Here is an 18,041-nt window from a genome sequence, read left to right as displayed (position 1 = left end):
GCAACTATTATTGCACTAATCAATCTGGCGACGATCGTCACTCTTCTCCAACGTCGACGTGGGTTGCCCGGTGAGACCCACGTGCGCTTCCGCCCTCATTCGCTCCACCATGTGCGGGTAGTGCAGCTCGAACGCCGGACGCTCACTGCGGATGCGCGGCAACTCGGTGAAGTTGTGACGCGGCGGCGGGCAGGTGGTTGCCCACTCCAGCGAGTTTCCGTAACCCCACGGATCGTCGACGGTGACAACTTCGCCGTAGCGGTAGCTCTTGAAAACGTTCCAGATGAACGGAAGCGTCGAGGCACCGAGCACGAAGGCAAAGATCGTGGACACCGAGTTCAGCACCGTGAACCCGTCCGAGGGCAGGTAGTCGGCATAGCGACGCGGCATCCCCTCGCCGCCGAGCCAGTGCTGAACGAGAAACGTGCCGTGGAAACCGACGAACGTGGTCCAGAAGTGCCACTTGCCGAGACGCTCGTCCATCATGCGACCGGTCATCTTCGGGAACCAGAAGTAGATACCGGCGTACGTGGCGAACACGACCGTACCGAAGACCACGTAATGGAAGTGGGCGACGACAAAATACGTGTCGGTGACATGGAAGTCGATCGGCGGGCTCGCGAGAATGACACCCGACAGACCACCGAAGAGGAAGGTGATCAAGAAGCCGACCGAGAACAGCATCGGCGACTCGAAGGTCAACTGCCCCTTCCACATCGTGCCGATCCAGTTGAAGATCTTCACACCTGTCGGCACGGCGATCAGGAACGTCATGAACGAGAAGTACGGCAGGAGAACAGCACCCGTCGCGTACATGTGGTGAGCCCACACCGCGATCGACAGAGCTGAAATCGCCAGTGTCGCATAGACCAATCCGGTGTACCCGAAGATCGGCTTACGGCTGAAGACCGGGAAGATCTCCGAGACGATGCCGAAGAACGGCAGCGCGATGATGTACACCTCGGGGTGACCGAAGAACCAGAACAGGTGCTGCCACAACAGAACTCCACCCGACGCCGGGTCAAAGATGTGCCCACCGAGATGACGGTCGACGAACAGACCCATGAACGCAGCGGTCAAGAGCGGGAACGCCATCAAGATCAGAATGCTGGTGATGAAGATGTTCCACGTGAAGATGGACATCCGAAACATCGTCATACCTGGTGCGCGCAGGCAGATCACGGTGGTGATCATGTTGACCGCACCGAGAATGGTGCCGAGGCCACCGACCGTCAGACCGAAGACCCACAGGTCGGCGCCGACGCCGGGACTGTGCACCGCGCCCGACAACGGGGTGTACGCGGTCCAACCGAAGTCGGCAGCGCCGCCCGGCGTGAGGAATCCGCCGAGAACGATGAGACCACCAAAAGTGAAGAGCCAGAATCCGAATGCGTTCAGACGCGGGAACGCCACGTCCGGGGCACCGATCTGCAGCGGAAGTATGTAGTTCGCGAAGCCGAAAACGACGGGCGTCGCGTACAGCAGCAACATGATCGTGCCGTGCATGGTGAACAACTGGTTGAACTGCTCGTTCGAGAGGAACTGCATCCCGGGGACAGCCAGTTCCGCACGCATGAACAGGGCCATCAGGCCGCCGATCAGGAAGAACACGAAAGCTGTGATCATGTACATGATCCCGATCTTCTTGTGATCGGTGGTCTTGATCATGTCGAACATCCACGACCCCTTGGGATCACGGCGCTTCGGGTACGGCCGCTCCGGAATCGGCTCCAACTCTCCGGTCCGCTCGTCCGGCACCGTTGTCGTCATGCTCGCGCGTCCTCTTTCGTGCTCGATACCGCCTCAAGAACTTTCCGCACGACCATATCGCATGTTAATAGTTAATGCACAAACTAAGTGTGGCCGACGTGAGCAACTATCGAAAACCGAACGTACGCAACCTTTTGCAGATTTCGGTGAGATAAAGTCAGGCGGCGGAATAGGTCGAGGGTCCGCCGCGTTGAACAAACCCGTGACTCTTCCCGACACATCGACAGCACCCGAGGCCTCCGCGTTGCGCGGCCTCTTCGAGCCTTTCGAGGTCAAATCACTCTCGTTGCGTAACCGTTTCGCCATGGCCCCGATGACGCGCGCCTTCTCGCCGGACGGAATCCCCGGCGCCGACGTAGCCGAGTACTACCGTCGTCGCGCAGCAGGGGGTGTCGGCTTGATCATCACCGAAGGCACGTACATCCCGGACCCGGCAGCCGGCCCGCACACCCGCGTACCGCGCATCTACGGCGATTCGAGCCTGGGTGGCTGGAAGTCGGTCGTCGACGCCGTCCACGCCGAAGGCGGATCGATCATTCCTCAGCTGTGGCACCTCGGAGTCGAACGCGGCGAGAACTCACGCCTGAACCCCGAGGTCGAAACCGTCAGCCCCTCCGGCCTGGCACTGGACGGCACCCGCCTGGGACGAGAATTCACCACCTCTGACCTCGACGACTTGAAGCAGTCGTGGGTCGACGCCGCACTCAACGCGAAGAACACCGGGTTCGACGGTCTCGAGTTGCACGGAGCACATGGCTACCTGCTCGACGAATTTCTCTGGGCGGGAACCAATGTCCGAACCGACGGCTACGGCGGATCACTCGAGGCCCGCACCCGTTTCCCGGCCGAGGTCGTCGCCGCAATCCGAGAGGCCGTCGGGGACGAGTTCGCGATCGTCTACCGATTCTCGCAGTGGAAGTCCGGCCATTACGACGCTCGTATCGCCCAGAGCCCGGCAGAACTCGGCCGCATCCTCACTCCCCTGGTCGACGCCGGCGTCGACGTTCTGCATCCGTCCACGAGGCGTCATTGGGAACCGGCATTCGCTGAACTCGACGGTGAAGACGGCACACTCGGCCTCGCCGGTTGGACGAAGAAGCTGACCGGGTTGCCGACCATCACCGTCGGTTCGGTCGGACTCGATTCCGTGTTCACGACGGCATTCACCGGCGAAGCTGCATCTGCTGTCACCGGACTGGAGCGTCTCGAAGCTCAGTACGAGAGGGGTGAATTCGACATGGTTGCCATCGGGCGCGCGCTGCTCGCCGATCCCGAGTGGGTCGAGAAGCTCCGCACCGGACGCGCGGACGAGCACATCGCATTCACCGCAGAACATCGCACACACCTGAACTGACCTCGCACGACAAAACGGCACTCCCGCAATTGTGGGAGTGCCGTTTGTGGGTCTGCCGGAAGTACTAGCTGCCGAGCGTGACCGGGTCGGGGCCGATGCGGCCGGCCGGGTCGTCGAGAGCACCGATCGCGTTGATCTGTTCCGGTGTCAGTTCGAATCCGAAGACATCGAAGTTGGCGGCGATACGTTCGGGGGTCACCGACTTCGGAATCACCACGTTTCCGATCTGCAGGTGCCAGCGAATAATCACCTGAGCCGCGGTGACGCCATGAGCGTCGGCGATAGCGGTGATGACGGGGTCGCCGAGAACGGTTCCCTGTCCGAGCGGGCTCCACGCTTCCGTCGCGATTCCCTTGCCGGTGTGGAAGGCGCGCAGTTCGGCTTGGTTGAACTTGGGGTGAAGCTCGATCTGGTTGAGGACCGGCACCTCACCGGTTTCACCGATGACACGCTCGAGGTTCTCGATGGTGAAGTTGGAGACACCGATGGATCGAACCCGTCCGTCGGCCTTGAGCTTCTGGAATGCCTTGAACGTCTCGACGTACAGGTCCTTGGACGGAACCGGCCAGTGGATCAGGTACAGGTCGAGGTACTCGAGACCCAACTTGTCGAGGCTGGCGTCGAATGCCGCAAGCGTCGAGTCGTAGCCTTGGTCGTCGTTCCACAGTTTTGTCGTGATGTAGAGGTCTTCGCGGGCGATGCCGGATTCGGCGATCGCGCGGCCGACGCCCACCTCGTTGCCGTAGATCTTGGCGGTGTCGATACTGCGGTAGCCGGTCTTCAGGGCTGTGGAGACGGCCTCCTGCGTCTCGTCGTCCGGAACCTGGAACACACCGAATCCGAGTGCGGGGATCGTCTTACCGTCGTTCAGAACAATGGTCGGTACAGAGGTCACATCGTTGGTCTCGGTCATATGTGGATCCAACGCGCGAGGGCCGGGAGGCATTCCCCGCCGAACCTCCGGGCAGTGCCCTTGTACCGCCCGAAATGCCGGTCTACCTTGGAAGACAAGTATTGGAATCGCCTCGAGAAAAGAGAGAGCGATGAATCTTTCATATCGTCTCGCCTACAAGGTCGGCGTCACTCCGTGGGAGCACACCGGGCACGGGTTCGACGCTCAACTGTCCGGCCTTCTGGATGCGATTCCCGTCCCGGAAGGTGGCCGTGCACTCGATATCGGTTGCGGCACCGGACGCCATTCCATCGAGCTGGCGCAACGCGGGTGGCACGTCACCGGCGTCGACGCCGAACAGGAACCGCTGGACAAAGCGCGCATACGCGCGCGTGAAGCACACGTCGACGTCCGGTTCCTCCACGAGGACGCGGCAGACCTGCACATTGCTGTCGACGGCGGGCACATGCTGGTGCTCGACATCGGCTGTTTTCACGGGCTCACCGATCATCAACGACGGGACTACGGGAGATCCGTAAACGCGATCACCGCACCCGGGGCGTCCATGGTGATGTTCGCATTCGGACCGGGGCACCGTTGGCCGATGCCACACGGCGTCTCGGAGGAGGACGTCATGCGAGCATTCGACGGTTGGTCGATGGCCTCGAGCATGGCCGCGGACGTGAGTGAATCGCCACTTCCGGTCCGTGCGGCACATCCGTGCTGGTATCACCTGGTCCGTGGCTGACTGCTGTGCGCCTTTATTAACCGCCCGCGGTTAATAAAGGCGCACAGCACCGGGGATACTTCTCAGGTGACTGCAACACTACGCATCAGCGGCCTCTCTGCTTCCCGGGGAGAACGCACCCTGTTCTCCGACCTCGACCTCACCGTTGCCCCCGGCGACGTCATCGGCCTCGTCGGCGCGAACGGCGCCGGCAAGTCGACGCTTCTCACCGCACTGGCCGGAATCGGAACTGCCGACGTCGAAGGTTCGATCATCCTCAGCCCGCCGGATGCTGCGGTCGGTTACCTCGCGCAGGAACCCGATCGCATCGAGGGTGAGACCGTCCTCGAGTTCCTCGGCCGCCGCACCGGCGTCGCCCACGCCGAGGAAGTCATGAACGCCGCAGCCGAAACCCTGGCCGAAGCCGAAGAGGATCTGTACTCCCCGGCTCTCGAACGCTGGCTCGCTCTCGGCGGCGCCGACCTGCTCGAGCGCGCCGAGAAGGTGGTCGAAGAACTCGGTCTCGGAGTTCCACTCGATGCTCACATGACGGCATTGTCCGGCGGTCAGGCCGCGCGCGCCGGCCTCGCGTCACTGTTGCTTTCGCGCTACGACATTCTCTTGTTGGACGAGCCCACCAACGATCTCGACCTACGCGGTCTCGAGCAGTTGGAGCGATTTGTCGCCGAGACGCGCGCAGCACTGGTTGTCGTGAGCCATGATCGCGAGTTCCTCTCGCGCACCGTCACCGGAATCGTGGAACTCGATCTGGCACAACAGGACATCGCCGTGTACGACGGCGGCTACGAGTCGTACCTCGCCGAACGCGAGATCGCCCGCCAGCACGCACGCGAGGCGTTCGAGGAATACGCAGGCACCCGCTCCGATCTCGAAGATCGCGCACAGATGCAGCGCAACTGGATGGAACACGGCGTCCGCAACGCGCGTCGTAAAGCCAAGGACAACGACAAGATCGGACGCGGATTGCGGACCGAGTCGACGGAGAAGCAAGCCGCGAAAGCCCGCCAGACTCAACGCCGCATCGAGCGACTCGAAGTGGTCGAGGAACCGCGCAAGGAGTGGGAACTTCGTATGGAGATCGCGGCGGCGCCGCGGTCCGGATCCGTTGTCGCGACCACGAACGGCGCCAAGGTAACTCGCGGTCAGTTCACGTTCGGTCCGGTCACGACGCAGATCGACTGGGGTGATCGGATTCTCGTCACGGGCGCGAACGGGGCAGGCAAGACCACCCTCCTGAACGTCCTGCTCGGCAAACTCGTCCCGGACGAGGGCATCGCGTCGCTGGGTTCCGGTGTCGCGATCGGTGAGATCGATCAGGCGCGTGGATTGTTCGAAGGTGATCAACCAGTCGTGGAGGCCTTCGGTGCGCAGGTTCCGGACTGGCCCGATGCCGATGTCCGCACTCTCCTCGCCAAGTTCGGCCTGCGCGGACACCACGTACTCAGATCTGCCGCTTCCCTGTCCCCCGGCGAGAGAACAAGGGCTGCACTTGCTTTGCTCCAGGCTCGCGGCGTGAACCTACTGGTACTGGACGAGCCGACGAACCATCTCGACCTTCCGGCGATCGAACAGCTCGAGCAGGCAATGGAGTCGTTCGAGGGAACCCTCCTTCTGGTCACTCACGATCGACGCATGCTGCAGTCCACCCGAAGCACGCGCCGGTGGCGAATGGAGAACGGACAGCTCTTCGAGGAGTAGCCGATCGACTCTGCTTGCGCAGACAACCCGCGTGTGCAACTATTTATCAGGCGCACGCAATAGTTGCATGCGCGGCATAGGTGGCCCGCGGATGACATGATCCCCCGTCGAGCTGCCACATCCCAGTCCCGAAAGGCACTCTTCAATGTTGTCGATCCCCGACCGCACACTGACTCACGGAACCACCGGCGAGCCGATCACCATCCCGCAACTCGGGTACGGCGTTTTCCAGGTACCGGACGCACAGACCGAAGAGGTCACTGCCGCAGCTCTCGAGATCGGCTACCGCCACATCGACACGGCCGCGATCTACGGAAATGAAGCCGGAGTCGGCCGCGCCATCGCAGGTTCGGATATCCCTAGGTCAGAGCTGTTCGTCACCACCAAGCTGTGGAATGACGATCAGGGCCACGACCGAACACTCGCCGCTTTCGACACCAGCCTCGACAAGCTCGGACTCGACTACGTCGACCTCTATCTGATTCACTGGCCCGCGCCGGCAAAGGGCCTGTTCGTCGAGACCTGGGCGGCATTAGAGCAAATTCTCGCCTCCGGCCGCACCCGTGCGATCGGCGTGTCCAACTTCCTGCCCGAGCACCTCGAACTGCTGGCCGAGCACAGCTCGATCACCCCGGCCGTCAACCAGATCGAATTGCACCCCAGACTGCAACAGCACGCGTCACGGGAGTACGCGCGAAGTCGCGGCATCGAAATCGAGGCTTGGAGCCCATTGGGACAGGGAACCATCCTCGACGACCCGGCCATCGGGAAAATTGCTGCAGCACAAGGCAAGAGCCCGGCACAGATAATTCTGCGTTGGCATCTCGAACAGGGTCACACCGTTCTGTCGAAGTCGGTCACGCCTGCACGCATGCGCGACAACGCCGCAATCTTCGACTTCGCACTCGATGCCGACGAGTCAGCGGCCATCGCAGCGCTGAACACCGACAGCCGTGTCGGGCCTGATCCAGTCGAATTGAACTGAATCGAAACGGCTTCAAGAATTTTCGTGGGGAGTCAACGTCAGCAGCACAGAATCGACGGACTGCTCGGCCAGGAGCGCGTCCAGCGGTAAGTGACGGAACAACGCTCGGTAATAGATCGGCGACGCCAGCGCGTCCAGGACGAAATCCAGGTCGAAGTCGCTCCGTATGTCGCCGCGTAGGCGCGCCGATTCCAGCACTGCCGCAGTGGAATCGCGTCGTGGCTGAAAGAATGCCGACTGGAAATCCCGCGCCAATTCCGGGTCCGCCGCCAGATCCGCGACCAACGCGGGCAGGATCCGCCCGACTACCGTTTCGCTCAGCCCCACAACCAATGTCGTGATGCCGGCGACCAGGTCTGCCCTGAGATCGCCGGTGTCCGGCGTTGGATCAGTGCCGATGTGCGCCACGACGACGTCCACCACCAGATGCCGCTTCGACGGCCATCTCCGGTAGATGGCGGGTCGATGCACGCCCGCTCTCGTCGCCACCGAACCGATCGACAGCTCCGCATATCCGTTCTCCCCCAACAACTCCAGGGTTGCCGCCAGAACGGCGTCGTCGATCCGCTCGTCGCGGGCGCGCACCATCTACAGCACCGGCCGCGGCATGAGCACCAGACGCCAGCCGTCGGGATCTTCGAAAGTCATCCCCGCATTCTCCTCCCAGTACGGATTCTCGGCGCCAACGGGTTCGTGCCCTGCTTCCCCCAACCTCTGAACTACCTCGTACATCGCCGACTCGCCGGCGAAGTAGAGCACCAACAGGTTGTCCTGCGTCGGCGCCGGGCACGAGCTTCCGTCTTCGTGGGTCGTGAATTCGAGGTGATAGTTCGAATCCGGCAGACCCAGCATGATTCCGTCGTACCCGGCATGACCGGAGAACCGGTAGAGCTCTGGCAATCCCAGACAGTCGCGATAGAACGCAATCACGTCGTCGAGCCTGTCGGTGGGTCGCGCTACGCGCACTTGCACTACTGCGAGGTCGTTCGGCCAAGTTGTCATTCCAAAACAGTACAGTACGTACCGTAATGTTTCGAGAAAATGGCTGCCAGCCTCCCGACGGCAGCTCGCTTCAACTACAAGCGATCATTCTCCGGAAACGCCGCCTTGGGCATGAACTTCGGCCTGGCGAACAGCACAGACAGTTTAGTGGGCTGCGACTCCACCGGGCGATCGGACCGGTACAGCAACGCCTGCTGCGGGGTACTCACCCATTCACTGGCGAAGATCTCACCGAGGCGCGAAACCGGCACGTGCGACCCGTCCTCGAGTCGAACGGTGACGTCCGCCCCGATGTCCGACTGGCCGTACACGACCCACCACGATTCGCCTTCCACATCCCCCGGAGTGTGCTGCCCGATACCGATGACTGCACCCTTCTCCATCGGATCGCGCCAGACCGCTTCGCGCCCTTGCGGTCCCACGCAGTAGCTACCATCCTCGCACACCTGCACGACCAGGCCGGACTCTTCGAGCACCAACTGTTCGACCACTATGCCAAGCCCCTTCCGTTGCCCGAACCTTATCCGCCGGCACGCCCCAGAAGCGGAACAATCGCGGTTCGTGTTGACAAACTGTTGGGTTTTTACAACACTTTGATGCATGAGCCCAGTCCGGCGGGGAGACGCGCTCCCCATCTTCAATCGCATCGGAGTGCTTCGCGCCGAGCGGAAGATGAGCCGGGCACAGCTTGCGCAACTCGTCGACGTGAATCCGCAGACGGTGGGGGCACTCGAACGCGGTGACCACTACCCCAGCCTGGATCTTGCATTCCGAATCTGCTGGGTGTTCGACCTCCCGGTGGAGGCGGTGTTCTCCCGGACGGAGTTCGGGCCGCTGTCGACGGAGGTCTACCGGAATGCACCGTCGACGGAGGTCTACCGATCTGACCGCACTACCGAGGGGAGTGAAAAGCCAAGTGCCTGAATCAAATCTGATCGACCGCTACCAGGCCCACCGCACTCGGCGGTTCCTGCAGAACGAGGAGACGTTCCGACATTGGCTCCCGAATTGGCGAACCCGTCGACGTCGGCGCGTACTCGTCGTCGCCCTGGCGGTCCTGTTCACCACGATGGTTGCCGTCAGCACAGCATGCCTGTTCAATCCGCTCTTCGCCGTGGCATGGCCGGTCCTCACCCTGCTGTTCCTGCCGACGTGGTCCTCACTTCAAATCGTGTCGGGCCGGCAAGGGGATGCTCCGCGGCAGGCGTTGGACGAATGGGAGATCCAGCAACGCAACGACGCTCGCTCCGTCGGGCTCAGCGTGACCCAAACGTTGGTCTTCATTGTCGCCATTTTCCTCATTTTCACCTCGTCGGTGCAGTGGAATGTAGAGAGGCTGCCTTACACGGGAGGTTTATTGGCACTGACTGCAATGCTGATCGGCGCGTGCACGCCCGCGATGATTCTCTCGTGGACCAATCCAGACCCGGATCCGATTGATTCGGAAGAGTTCGATCTCTGACCCGTATTACCGAAGCGCACCACTCGACCGATGGGAAGGACCCATGTCAGCCACCCTCACGATCGACGGCATCTCGAAACGCTACGGCGACGTCGTCGCACTCGACAACCTGAGTTTCGAAGTGCGCCCAGGCGAGATCTTCGGATTCGTCGGCAGCAACGGCGCCGGCAAGACGACCACGATGCGCATTGCGCTGGGTGTGCTCGGAGCAGATTCGGGAGAAGTTCGCCTCGGCGGCAAACCTGTCGACCTCGACGTGCGTCGCACTATCGGATACATGCCGGAGGAACGCGGCCTCTACCCCAAGATGAAGGTGGGAGCGCAACTTTCCTATCTGGCCGAGCTACACGGACTCTCGAAGGCCGACGCGCACGCGGCCACTGAGCGGTGGACCGAACGTCTGGGCATCGCCGAACGCGTCAAGGACACCGTCGATTCCCTGTCCCTCGGTAATCAGCAACGTGTGCAGCTCGCGGCGGCGCTGGTTCACGACCCATCGGTACTCGTTCTGGACGAACCGTTTTCGGGCCTTGACCCCGTAGCGGTCGATGTCATGAGTGACGTGCTGGTCGAGAAGGCTCGCACCGGCGTTCCCGTAATCTTCTCCAGCCATCAGCTGGATCTGGTGGAGCGCCTGTGCGATCGCGTGGGCATCATCAGCCGCGGCAGCATGCGAGAGATCGGAACCGTCGACGAGCTACGAGGCAAGGGCGACGGCCGAATCGAAGTCTTCGCCCCTGACGCGCCGGTCGGTTGGGCACACCATCTGATCGGTGTCACCACACTGAGCCACCTCGACGGCCGAACGCTCCTGAGCGTCGACGGCACGGCCGACGATCAGCAGATCCTGCACGCAGCATTGAAAACCGGACCGGTGCACGAGTTCACGCTACGACGTCCGTCACTGACCGATCTGTTCCGAGAGGTAGTAGCCGCATGAGCAACCAGTTGAGCGGAGGTCGAGCCATCGGGTTGGTCGCCCGACGCGAATTCATGACGCAGATCTCGAAGAAGAGTTTTGTGATCAGCAACGTCATCATTCTGGTCGCGATCATCGGCGGCATCATCGCCTTCTCGCTCTTCTCCGGCGGCGACGAGGACAAGTCGAAGATCGGCTTGGTCGGCAACCAATCACTCAGTGCCACGATGGTGTCCATCGGCGACACCCTCGGAAATCCGGTGACGGTAACGGAGGTTTCCGACGACGGCACCGCACGTGATCAAGTCAAGGACGGCGACCTCGACGTGGCCGTGATCGCTGGATCGGGCGGCGGCGTCACTGTCGTGACCAAGAAGGAAGTAGCCACGAATCTGCGGGCCGTCATCGAGAGTTCCGTTGCACAGCAGGCACAATCGAATGCGCTTTCCGCTGCGGGGATCGACCCGGCTCAGCTCGCCGAAGCCACGTCCACCGCAGTGGTCACCATCGATGCCATCGATCCCCCGGATCCCGAACAGGGCCAACGTATAGCGATGTCGATCGCTGCTGTGGTGCTCCTGTACATGCAGATCCTGTTGTTCGGAACGTACGTGGCGATGGGCGTCGTCGAGGAGAAGTCCAGCCGTGTCGTCGAGTTGCTGCTCTCCACTCTCCGTCCACTGCAGTTGTTGTGGGGCAAGGTTCTCGGAATCGGTGCTGTCGGCCTGATGCAGATGGCTGCCTATGCCGTCGCGGGCGTCGCCACCGGACTGGCGACGGGCGTCCTGACCGTGACGGGCACCGCAATCGGCGTTCTGTTCGGCACTCTCGGGTGGTTCATTCTCGGCTTCCTCTTCTTCGCCGTGCTGTACGCCGCGGCCGGGTCCATGGTCTCGCGACAGGAAGACGTCAACGCCACCGCGATGCCTCTCGCGCTGCTCGTCATGGCAATGGTCAGCGTGGCTTTCGTTTCGGTGAGCAATCCAGAAGGAACCCTGAGCAACGTGTTGAGTTGGATTCCGCCGTTCTCGGCAATCCTCATGCCCCTGCGCATTTCCGCCGGTGTTGCTTCTCCGTTCCAGATCGTGGGAACGATTCTGCTGATGCTGGTCGTGACTGCTGCGCTGTCGATGATCGCGGCAAAGATCTACCAGCGCTCCATCCTTCGCATCGGCAAGGTCGTTTCGTGGAAAGAGGCGTTCGGACGCTGATTTATCCGGCGCACAACTGACGCCACACGATCACGGCAGCACCCCGCCCAGGTAGGTTCATCCTGGACGGGGTGCTGCTTACTTGGAGGACGTTGTGCGAATCTCGGCCGAAGAACTACTCACTGCGGTACTCGATCCCGAGAGCTTCGTCTCTTGGGACTCCCCGCCCGTCGACGTCGGACCTGGCGCGAAATACGCGGAAGACCTGGCGAAGGCCCGCGAGAAGAGCGGAGTTGACGAGTCCGTCGTCACCGGTGTCGGTACCGTTCGGGGACGTCGGGTCGCGGTAATTGCCTGTGAATTCAGCTTTCTCGCCGGTTCCATCGGAGTCGCTGCGGCCGAGCGGATCGTGACCGCCGTCGAACGTGCTACGGCAGAACAACTCCCGCTGCTGGCCTCGCCAACCTCCGGCGGAACGCGGATGCAGGAGGGCACCGTGGCGTTCGTTCAGATGGTGAAGATCGCTGCGGCAGTGGCTGTTCACAAAGCGGCACACCTGCCCTACCTGGTTTACCTGCGCAATCCCACCACCGGCGGGGTCTTTGCCTCGTGGGGATCCCTCGGCCACATCACCGTCGCGGAACCCGGTGCTCTGGTGGGATTCCTCGGACCCCGTGTCTACGAATCCCTGTACGGCGAAAAGTTTCCCGACGGTATCCAGACGTCCGAAAACTTGTATCGCAACGGCGTTATCGACGGCGTCGTACCCGTCGACCGCCTCCGTCTGCTGGTCAACCGAGCGTTGTGCGTGCTCACCGATCCCCCGGCCCCGGCGGCCACGGACCCGATTCCCTCACCCGAGATTCCCGATGTTCCCGCCTGGCAGTCGGTGATGCTCTCGCGCCGGGCCGATCGACCCGGCATCCGGCAGTTGCTCCGCCATGCCGCAACTGAACAGGTACCGCTCAGCGGCACCGGGCAGGGTGAAACCGACAAGACGATCTTGCTCTCGCTCGCCCGCTTCCGGGGCTTTCCGTGCATCCTGCTCGGCCAGGACCGCAGTGGCCAATCCGCGCTCACCACGATGGGACCGGCCGCGCTCAGGGAAGCGCGACGGGGCATGAAACTTGCCGAAGAACTACAACTCCCGCTTGTCCTCGTGATCGACACATTGGGCGCGTCGCTGTCCAAAGAAGCTGAAGAACGTGGACTGGCCCCTGAGATCGCCCGTTGCATCGCCGACCTCGTGACGCTGAAGACCCCGACAGTGTCGGTGTTGCTCGGCCAGGGAACAGGCGGCGGGGCGCTCGCGCTGCTGCCCGCCGATCGGGTACTCGCGGCACAGAACGGGTGGCTCGCTCCCCTGCCGCCGGAAGGCGCAAGCGCGATCGTCCATCGCGACATCAGTCACGCACCGGAGATGGCGGCAGCGCAGGGCATTCGTTCGTTGGATCTGCTTCGAGACGGCGTGATCGACGCGATCATTCCCGAAACGCCTGACGCGGCCGACGAACCCGTGGAATTCTCCAAGAGGGTAGGGGCTGCGATAGCGCACGAACTCTTCGTGCTTGCCGAAGAGTCGGACACCGATCGCCAGTCCTCCCGTATCGCGCGCTATCGAAACCTGGGAGTTCCGCAATGACGACGAAGGACCGGAATGCGCTGACGCTGCCGCACAGTTACGACCGCGCGGCACTCGCTCGTTTCGAATTGTTCCTGTTCGCGGGCATCGCCACCGTGCTGATCACCCGCGCATATCTGGCGGCAACGGGCTATCCCCAGATCGGGGGCGGCGCCCTCCACATCGCACACGTTCTCTGGGGCGGATTGCTGATGGCCGTAGCCATCGTGGCGACCGCCATCACCGAAGGCTCTCGCACGCGTGACCTGGCCACGCTCGTCGGCGGAATCGGGTTCGGTCTCTTCATTGACGAGGTCGGAAAATTCGTCACCGCCGACGTCGATTACTTCTACCAGCCTGCCATCGCGATCATGTACGTCGTCTTCGTTCTCTTCTATCTTGCCGCGCGCGAGGTGGTGATTCGGCGCGGAATGAATGATCGTCATCGGCTCGCCATCGGGGCGCGAGCGCTCTCGGACCTCGCTCTCGGTCAGCTAGACGAGATCCAGTACAACCACGCCCTCCGCGTACTCGACGGCGTCGAAGACCGCAGCCTCACCGACCTCGTCGATTCGATCAAAGCCGGCCTGCATTCACGGACTCCGCCGACCGGCGGTATCGAATCGAAGATCACTCGTGGCCGCAACGCGTTCTTCCACCGTGCCGAGGAACTGCTCCGGCACCGGGTCGTCCGCCGACTGGTACTGACCCTGTTCGTACTGCAGGCTCTTCTGGCGATTGTCCAGGTGATCTACGCGTTGGTTTCCGAGAACGTCGTCGAGGCCGACGACGTCTCCGACCTGGTGGTCCAGATCTCCACCGTCGCAACCGGAGTTCTTGTGGTTCTGGGAGTGTGGTTCCTCTTCCGCGGTCCGTACCTGCGAGCCCTGAGACTCCTGCGTGCATCCCTCATCGTGAGTCTCCTGGTGACGCAGGTCTATCTGTTCACGCAGGACCAGTTCGGCGCGCTTTTCGGTTTCGCAGTGTCACTGTTCATGCTCGCGACACTTCGCATCGCGATTCGAAGCGAAGAGTCCGCCGCAGCTCTACCGCAGTAATCCTCTACCGCAGTGGGACCGCAGGCCGACTCGGTAGATCGCGGATCCCGCGGAGCGGGCTGAAGAGCAGGACCAATCCGCACGGCGCGATCAGGCAGGCCATGATCCACATCGTCCCGCGCGGTCCCACTGCGTCGCCGAGATAGCCTGCCGTCAGCGCACCGAGCGGAATGCTGCTGTGCAGCAGGAACATACTCGTTGCCACCACTCGTCCGAGGCGGTCCGGCGGACAGTAACTTTGACGGAAACTGCCGAGCACCACGTTGCACGACACGACGCCCGCAACCATCACCATGCCGCCGATGCAGAACCAGAACAGGCCGGCACCGTACGTCGTCAGAGGTGCTAACAGGATGAACGGTCCCGTCACCAACTGACAGATGAGAACGCTTCGGGCAGTGCCGAATCTGCGGCCGAGCGGGCGCGCGATCATCGATCCGACAATTCCGCCCACCCCGGCAATCGCCAGGAGAAGCCCGAGCCCGAACTCCCCCACGCCAACCGTCTTTTCCAGGAACACGATCTGGATCGTGGAGTACCCGGTGAGACCGAAATTGAGCAGAGTGCCGTAGACGACGATCGACCGCAGATACGGATCACCGGCGACGAATCGCAGTCCGAGCGCAATCTGCCGTCGCAACGGTTCTCGCTGATTCTGTCCGCGATGGACGGTCTCCTGCACACGAATCAGCCAGATGCACACGAAGCAGAAGGCGAACGTGAACGCGTCGACAACCAGACCGGCCGCGAGCCCGACAGTTGCAACCACCAGCCCACCGACGCTTGGGCCGATCACCCGAGTTGCGGCCTCGGCGCCCTGAATCTTCGAGTTCCCTTCGACAAGATCCGCTTCGGCGAGCACCGTGGGGAGATACGAGTGATAGGCCGCCTGGAAGAAGACGGTGGCTGTACCGGTGAGCAGCGCGACCAGGAGCAGGTGGCCGTATGTCATCGCCTCCAGGAAGCCGGCGATCGCGAGGCTCGCGAAGAACAGCGCGCACGCAGCGTTCGCGATCATCATGATCGGGCGCCGAGGCAGCCGGTCGATCCAGGCACCGGCTGGTAGTCCGACGATCAACCACGGCAACCACACTGCTGATGCCAGCACACCGATCTGGAAGCTACTCGCGTCCAGTTCGCGAAGCGCGATCAGCGGCAGTACGACGGTCGTGACACCGTTTCCGATACCGCTGACTGCGTCGCCGGTCCACAGAAGTCGGAAGTCACGCAGAGCGAGGACTCCCCAGAAGCCTGCGCGTTGCGCTGCACCTGTCACATCGATCCCCCCTTTCAGTCCCTGCCCTATCCCACCCCTGCGCGCCACTGGCCGACGGGACAGGCCCGCCCGGCGCAAAGGGACGGTACCCGCACCGCTACTGAGGCGCACCGCACTGACGGTGACCTAAGGTGTTTCAGGTCACCGGTAAGCGAAGTTCACGAGAGGACACACGTCGATGAGCTCTTCCGAGCAGGCGTCCCACACCACGTATGCCGACGCATATCGCGAGAGCATGGATCAGCCGGAGAAGTTCTGGCTCGACGCTGCGCGGGCCGTCGACTGGGATGTCGCGCCCACCAAGGCTCTCGACGACTCTGCCGCGCCGATCTATCGCTGGTTCCCGGATGCTTCGCTCAACACCAGCTTCAATGCCCTCGATCGGCACGTCCGCGACGGCCGCGGCGATCAGACCGCGTTGATCTTCGACTCCGCGATGGTCCCCACCAAGGCCACGTACACCTACGCCGAATTGCTCGAGCAGGTCTCACTCTTCGCCGGCGTCTTGAAAGATCAGGGTGTGGTGGCGGGCGACCGCGTGATCATCTACATGCCGATGATCCCCGAGGCTGCGATCGCGATGCTCGCGTGTGCGCGAATCGGCGCGGTGCATTCGGTGGTGTTCGGCGGCTTTGCGGCCAAGGAGCTCGCAACCCGTATCGACGACGCCGGTCCAGTGGTGCTCGTGACGGCGTCCGGCGGCCTCGAACCCGGACGAACAATCGAGTACCTGCCGATGGTCGAGAAGGCTCTGCAACTGTCCGCCACTCCCGCGCACACCGTGATCGTGAAGAATCGCGAGCAGATTCCCGGTGCAGCTTCCGACTACAAGTCAAGTGCCGCAGCCTGGTTCGACTGGGACGAGCTGATCGCCGACGCCACCCCGGCCGACCCGGTGTCGGTCGCCGCGACGGATCCGCTCTACATCCTCTACACCTCGGGAACGACCGGTAAGCCCAAGGGCGTCGTCCGGGACAACGGTGGCCATGCCGTTGCGCTGACGTGGACCATGAAGAATCTGTACGACATCAGCCCAGGACAGGTGTGGTGGACCGCCTCCGACGTCGGCTGGGTGGTCGGCCACTCCTACATCGTCTACGGACCGTTGCTCGCCGGAGCCACGACGGTCATGTACGAAGGCAAGCCCGTCGGCACCCCCGACGCCGGTGCGTTCTGGCGCATCATTTCCGAATACAACGTGTCGGCACTCTTCACCGCTCCGACAGCGATCCGCGCGGTCCGCAAGGCCGACCCGGACGCAAAAGAGCTTGCCAAGTACGACATCTCGTCGCTCGACACACTGTTCGCGGCCGGCGAGCGCTTGGATCCCGACACCTACGAGTGGGCTACTCGGATTCTCGATCGCCCGGTGGTCGATCACTGGTGGCAGACCGAAACCGGTTGGGCCATCTGCGCGAACCTGCGCGGCCTCGAACCGATGGAGATCAAAGCAGGCTCACCCACCGTCGCCTGCCCCGGATACCGCGTCGAAATCGTCGACGGCAAGGGCGAACTCGTGGGTCCGGGCACCGAGGGCAACATCGTGATCGGCCTGCCGCTTCCTCCCGGAACACTCGCCGGACTGTGGCGTGACGAGGACCGGTACGTGAAGTCCTACCTGTCGACTTTCGAAGGCTATTACCTCACCGGCGACTCCGGGTACATCGACGAGGACAACTACGTCTTCGTGCTCGGACGAAGTGACGACGTGATCAACGTTGCCGGACATCGCCTTTCGACCGGAAGCATGGAGGCCGTCGTCGCCGGCCACCCGGCTGTCGCCGAATGCGCGGTCATCGGCATTCACGACGAACTCAAGGGGCAACGGCCGAGCGGTTATGTCGTGCTCAAGTCCGGCGTCGACATCGATCCCGAAACACTCCGACAGGAACTGGTCGCCCGGGTGCGAGACCAGATCGGTGCCGTCGCCACGTTCCGGGACGTCACCGTCGTCGCCGCACTACCGAAGACTCGTTCCGGCAAGATCCTCCGCAAGACCATGCGGCAGATCGCCGACAACGAGGAGTACACGGTCCCGTCGACCATCGAGGACGCGAGCGTATTGGACGAGTTGTCCAAACTCCTTCGCGGATAAGGATTCAGCG

General features: G+C 62.5%; 17 protein-coding genes. 11 read left to right on the top strand and 6 right to left on the bottom strand.

What is annotated here, in order from left to right; translation table 11 throughout:
• Positions 1-15 precede the first annotated feature (15 nt).
• Complete coding sequence (gene ctaD, locus G9U53_RS19980; RefSeq protein ID WP_046379038.1) at positions 16-1,770, bottom strand: cytochrome c oxidase subunit I; 1,755 nt, start codon at positions 1,768-1,770, stop codon at positions 16-18.
• Between the two features lie 202 nt (positions 1,771-1,972).
• Here ctaD and G9U53_RS19975 point away from each other — a divergent pair, with 202 nt between their 5' ends.
• Positions 1,973-3,124 (top strand): NADH:flavin oxidoreductase, encoded by a 1,152-nt coding sequence (locus G9U53_RS19975; protein ID WP_007733403.1) that lies wholly within the window; start codon positions 1,973-1,975, stop codon positions 3,122-3,124.
• 64 nt (positions 3,125-3,188) lie between these two features.
• On the opposite strand, the gene G9U53_RS19970 is transcribed toward G9U53_RS19975, so the two are convergent.
• Complete coding sequence (locus tag G9U53_RS19970; protein WP_037128502.1) at positions 3,189-4,037, bottom strand: aldo/keto reductase; 849 nt, start codon at positions 4,035-4,037, stop codon at positions 3,189-3,191.
• A 130-nt stretch (positions 4,038-4,167) separates the two neighbouring features.
• Between G9U53_RS19970 and G9U53_RS19965 the strand changes: the two genes are divergently transcribed.
• From G9U53_RS19965 to G9U53_RS19955, 3 genes are all read left to right on the top strand, one after another.
• On the top strand, positions 4,168-4,764 hold the full coding sequence (locus G9U53_RS19965) for a class I SAM-dependent methyltransferase (RefSeq protein WP_064687575.1): 597 nt from the start codon (positions 4,168-4,170) through the stop codon (positions 4,762-4,764).
• A 66-nt stretch (positions 4,765-4,830) separates the two neighbouring features.
• Positions 4,831-6,462, top strand: a complete 1,632-nt coding sequence (locus tag G9U53_RS19960; protein WP_030535395.1) for an ABC-F family ATP-binding cassette domain-containing protein — start codon at positions 4,831-4,833, stop codon at positions 6,460-6,462.
• Between the two features lie 145 nt (positions 6,463-6,607).
• Entirely contained in the window at positions 6,608-7,447 is an 840-nt protein-coding gene (locus G9U53_RS19955) for an aldo/keto reductase (RefSeq protein ID WP_165639100.1), read from the top strand.
• 12 nt (positions 7,448-7,459) lie between these two features.
• Here the strand turns inward: G9U53_RS19955 and G9U53_RS19950 are convergent, their stop codons facing one another.
• The 3 genes from G9U53_RS19950 to G9U53_RS19940 all read right to left on the bottom strand — a co-directional run bounded on the left by G9U53_RS19950 (position 7,460) and on the right by G9U53_RS19940 (position 8,940).
• Positions 7,460-8,035, bottom strand: a complete 576-nt coding sequence (locus G9U53_RS19950; RefSeq protein WP_007733408.1) for a TetR/AcrR family transcriptional regulator — start codon at positions 8,033-8,035, stop codon at positions 7,460-7,462.
• The gene (locus G9U53_RS19945; protein ID WP_064073992.1) at positions 8,036-8,449 is read right to left on the bottom strand and encodes a VOC family protein; all 414 of its coding nucleotides are present in this window, start codon (positions 8,447-8,449) and stop codon (positions 8,036-8,038) included.
• 74 nt (positions 8,450-8,523) lie between these two features.
• Positions 8,524-8,940 carry a hypothetical protein gene (locus G9U53_RS19940; protein WP_083056918.1) on the bottom strand — a complete coding sequence of 139 codons (417 nt, stop codon included), beginning with the start codon at positions 8,938-8,940 and terminating at the stop codon, positions 8,524-8,526.
• A gap of 109 nt (positions 8,941-9,049) precedes the next feature.
• Between G9U53_RS19940 and G9U53_RS19935 the strand changes: the two genes are divergently transcribed.
• The 6 genes from G9U53_RS19935 (at position 9,050) to G9U53_RS19910 (ending at position 14,660) form a co-directional block, all read left to right on the top strand.
• Positions 9,050-9,373: a helix-turn-helix transcriptional regulator gene (locus G9U53_RS19935; protein WP_003940147.1), complete on the top strand. Its 324-nt coding sequence runs from the start codon at positions 9,050-9,052 to the stop codon at positions 9,371-9,373.
• Entirely contained in the window at positions 9,366-9,911 is a 546-nt protein-coding gene (locus G9U53_RS19930) for a hypothetical protein (protein WP_003939943.1), read from the top strand. The genes G9U53_RS19935 and G9U53_RS19930 overlap by 8 nt, the downstream gene beginning before the upstream one ends.
• 43 nt (positions 9,912-9,954) lie before the next feature.
• The gene (locus G9U53_RS19925) at positions 9,955-10,851 is read left to right on the top strand and encodes an ATP-binding cassette domain-containing protein (protein WP_003939757.1); all 897 of its coding nucleotides are present in this window, start codon (positions 9,955-9,957) and stop codon (positions 10,849-10,851) included.
• Positions 10,848-12,041, top strand: a complete 1,194-nt coding sequence (locus G9U53_RS19920; RefSeq protein ID WP_007733417.1) for an ABC transporter permease — start codon at positions 10,848-10,850, stop codon at positions 12,039-12,041. Before G9U53_RS19925 ends, G9U53_RS19920 begins: the two co-directional genes overlap by 4 nt.
• Before the next feature lie 94 nt (positions 12,042-12,135).
• Complete coding sequence (locus G9U53_RS19915) at positions 12,136-13,623, top strand: carboxyl transferase domain-containing protein (RefSeq protein ID WP_003940141.1); 1,488 nt, start codon at positions 12,136-12,138, stop codon at positions 13,621-13,623.
• Positions 13,620-14,660, top strand: coding sequence for a hypothetical protein (locus tag G9U53_RS19910; protein ID WP_054781220.1), 1,041 nt, complete (start codon positions 13,620-13,622; stop codon positions 14,658-14,660). The genes G9U53_RS19915 and G9U53_RS19910 overlap by 4 nt, the downstream gene beginning before the upstream one ends.
• A 4-nt stretch (positions 14,661-14,664) precedes the next feature.
• Here the strand turns inward: G9U53_RS19910 and G9U53_RS19905 are convergent, their stop codons facing one another.
• Positions 14,665-15,936 carry an MFS transporter gene (locus tag G9U53_RS19905; protein WP_073512675.1) on the bottom strand — a complete coding sequence of 424 codons (1,272 nt, stop codon included), beginning with the start codon at positions 15,934-15,936 and terminating at the stop codon, positions 14,665-14,667.
• Positions 15,937-16,114: 178 nt separating this feature from the next.
• On the opposite strand from G9U53_RS19905, the gene G9U53_RS19900 reads away from it, so the two are divergent.
• A complete protein-coding gene (locus G9U53_RS19900) occupies positions 16,115-18,031 on the top strand; it encodes a propionyl-CoA synthetase (protein WP_003940009.1) in 1,917 nt (638 codons plus the stop codon).
• Positions 18,032-18,041 lie beyond the last annotated feature (10 nt).

Source organism: Rhodococcus sp. D-46, assembly GCF_011290655.1.
Lineage (GTDB): Bacteria > Actinomycetota > Actinomycetes > Mycobacteriales > Mycobacteriaceae > Rhodococcus_F > Rhodococcus_F qingshengii.
This window is presented reverse-complemented; position numbering and strand designations above follow the sequence as displayed.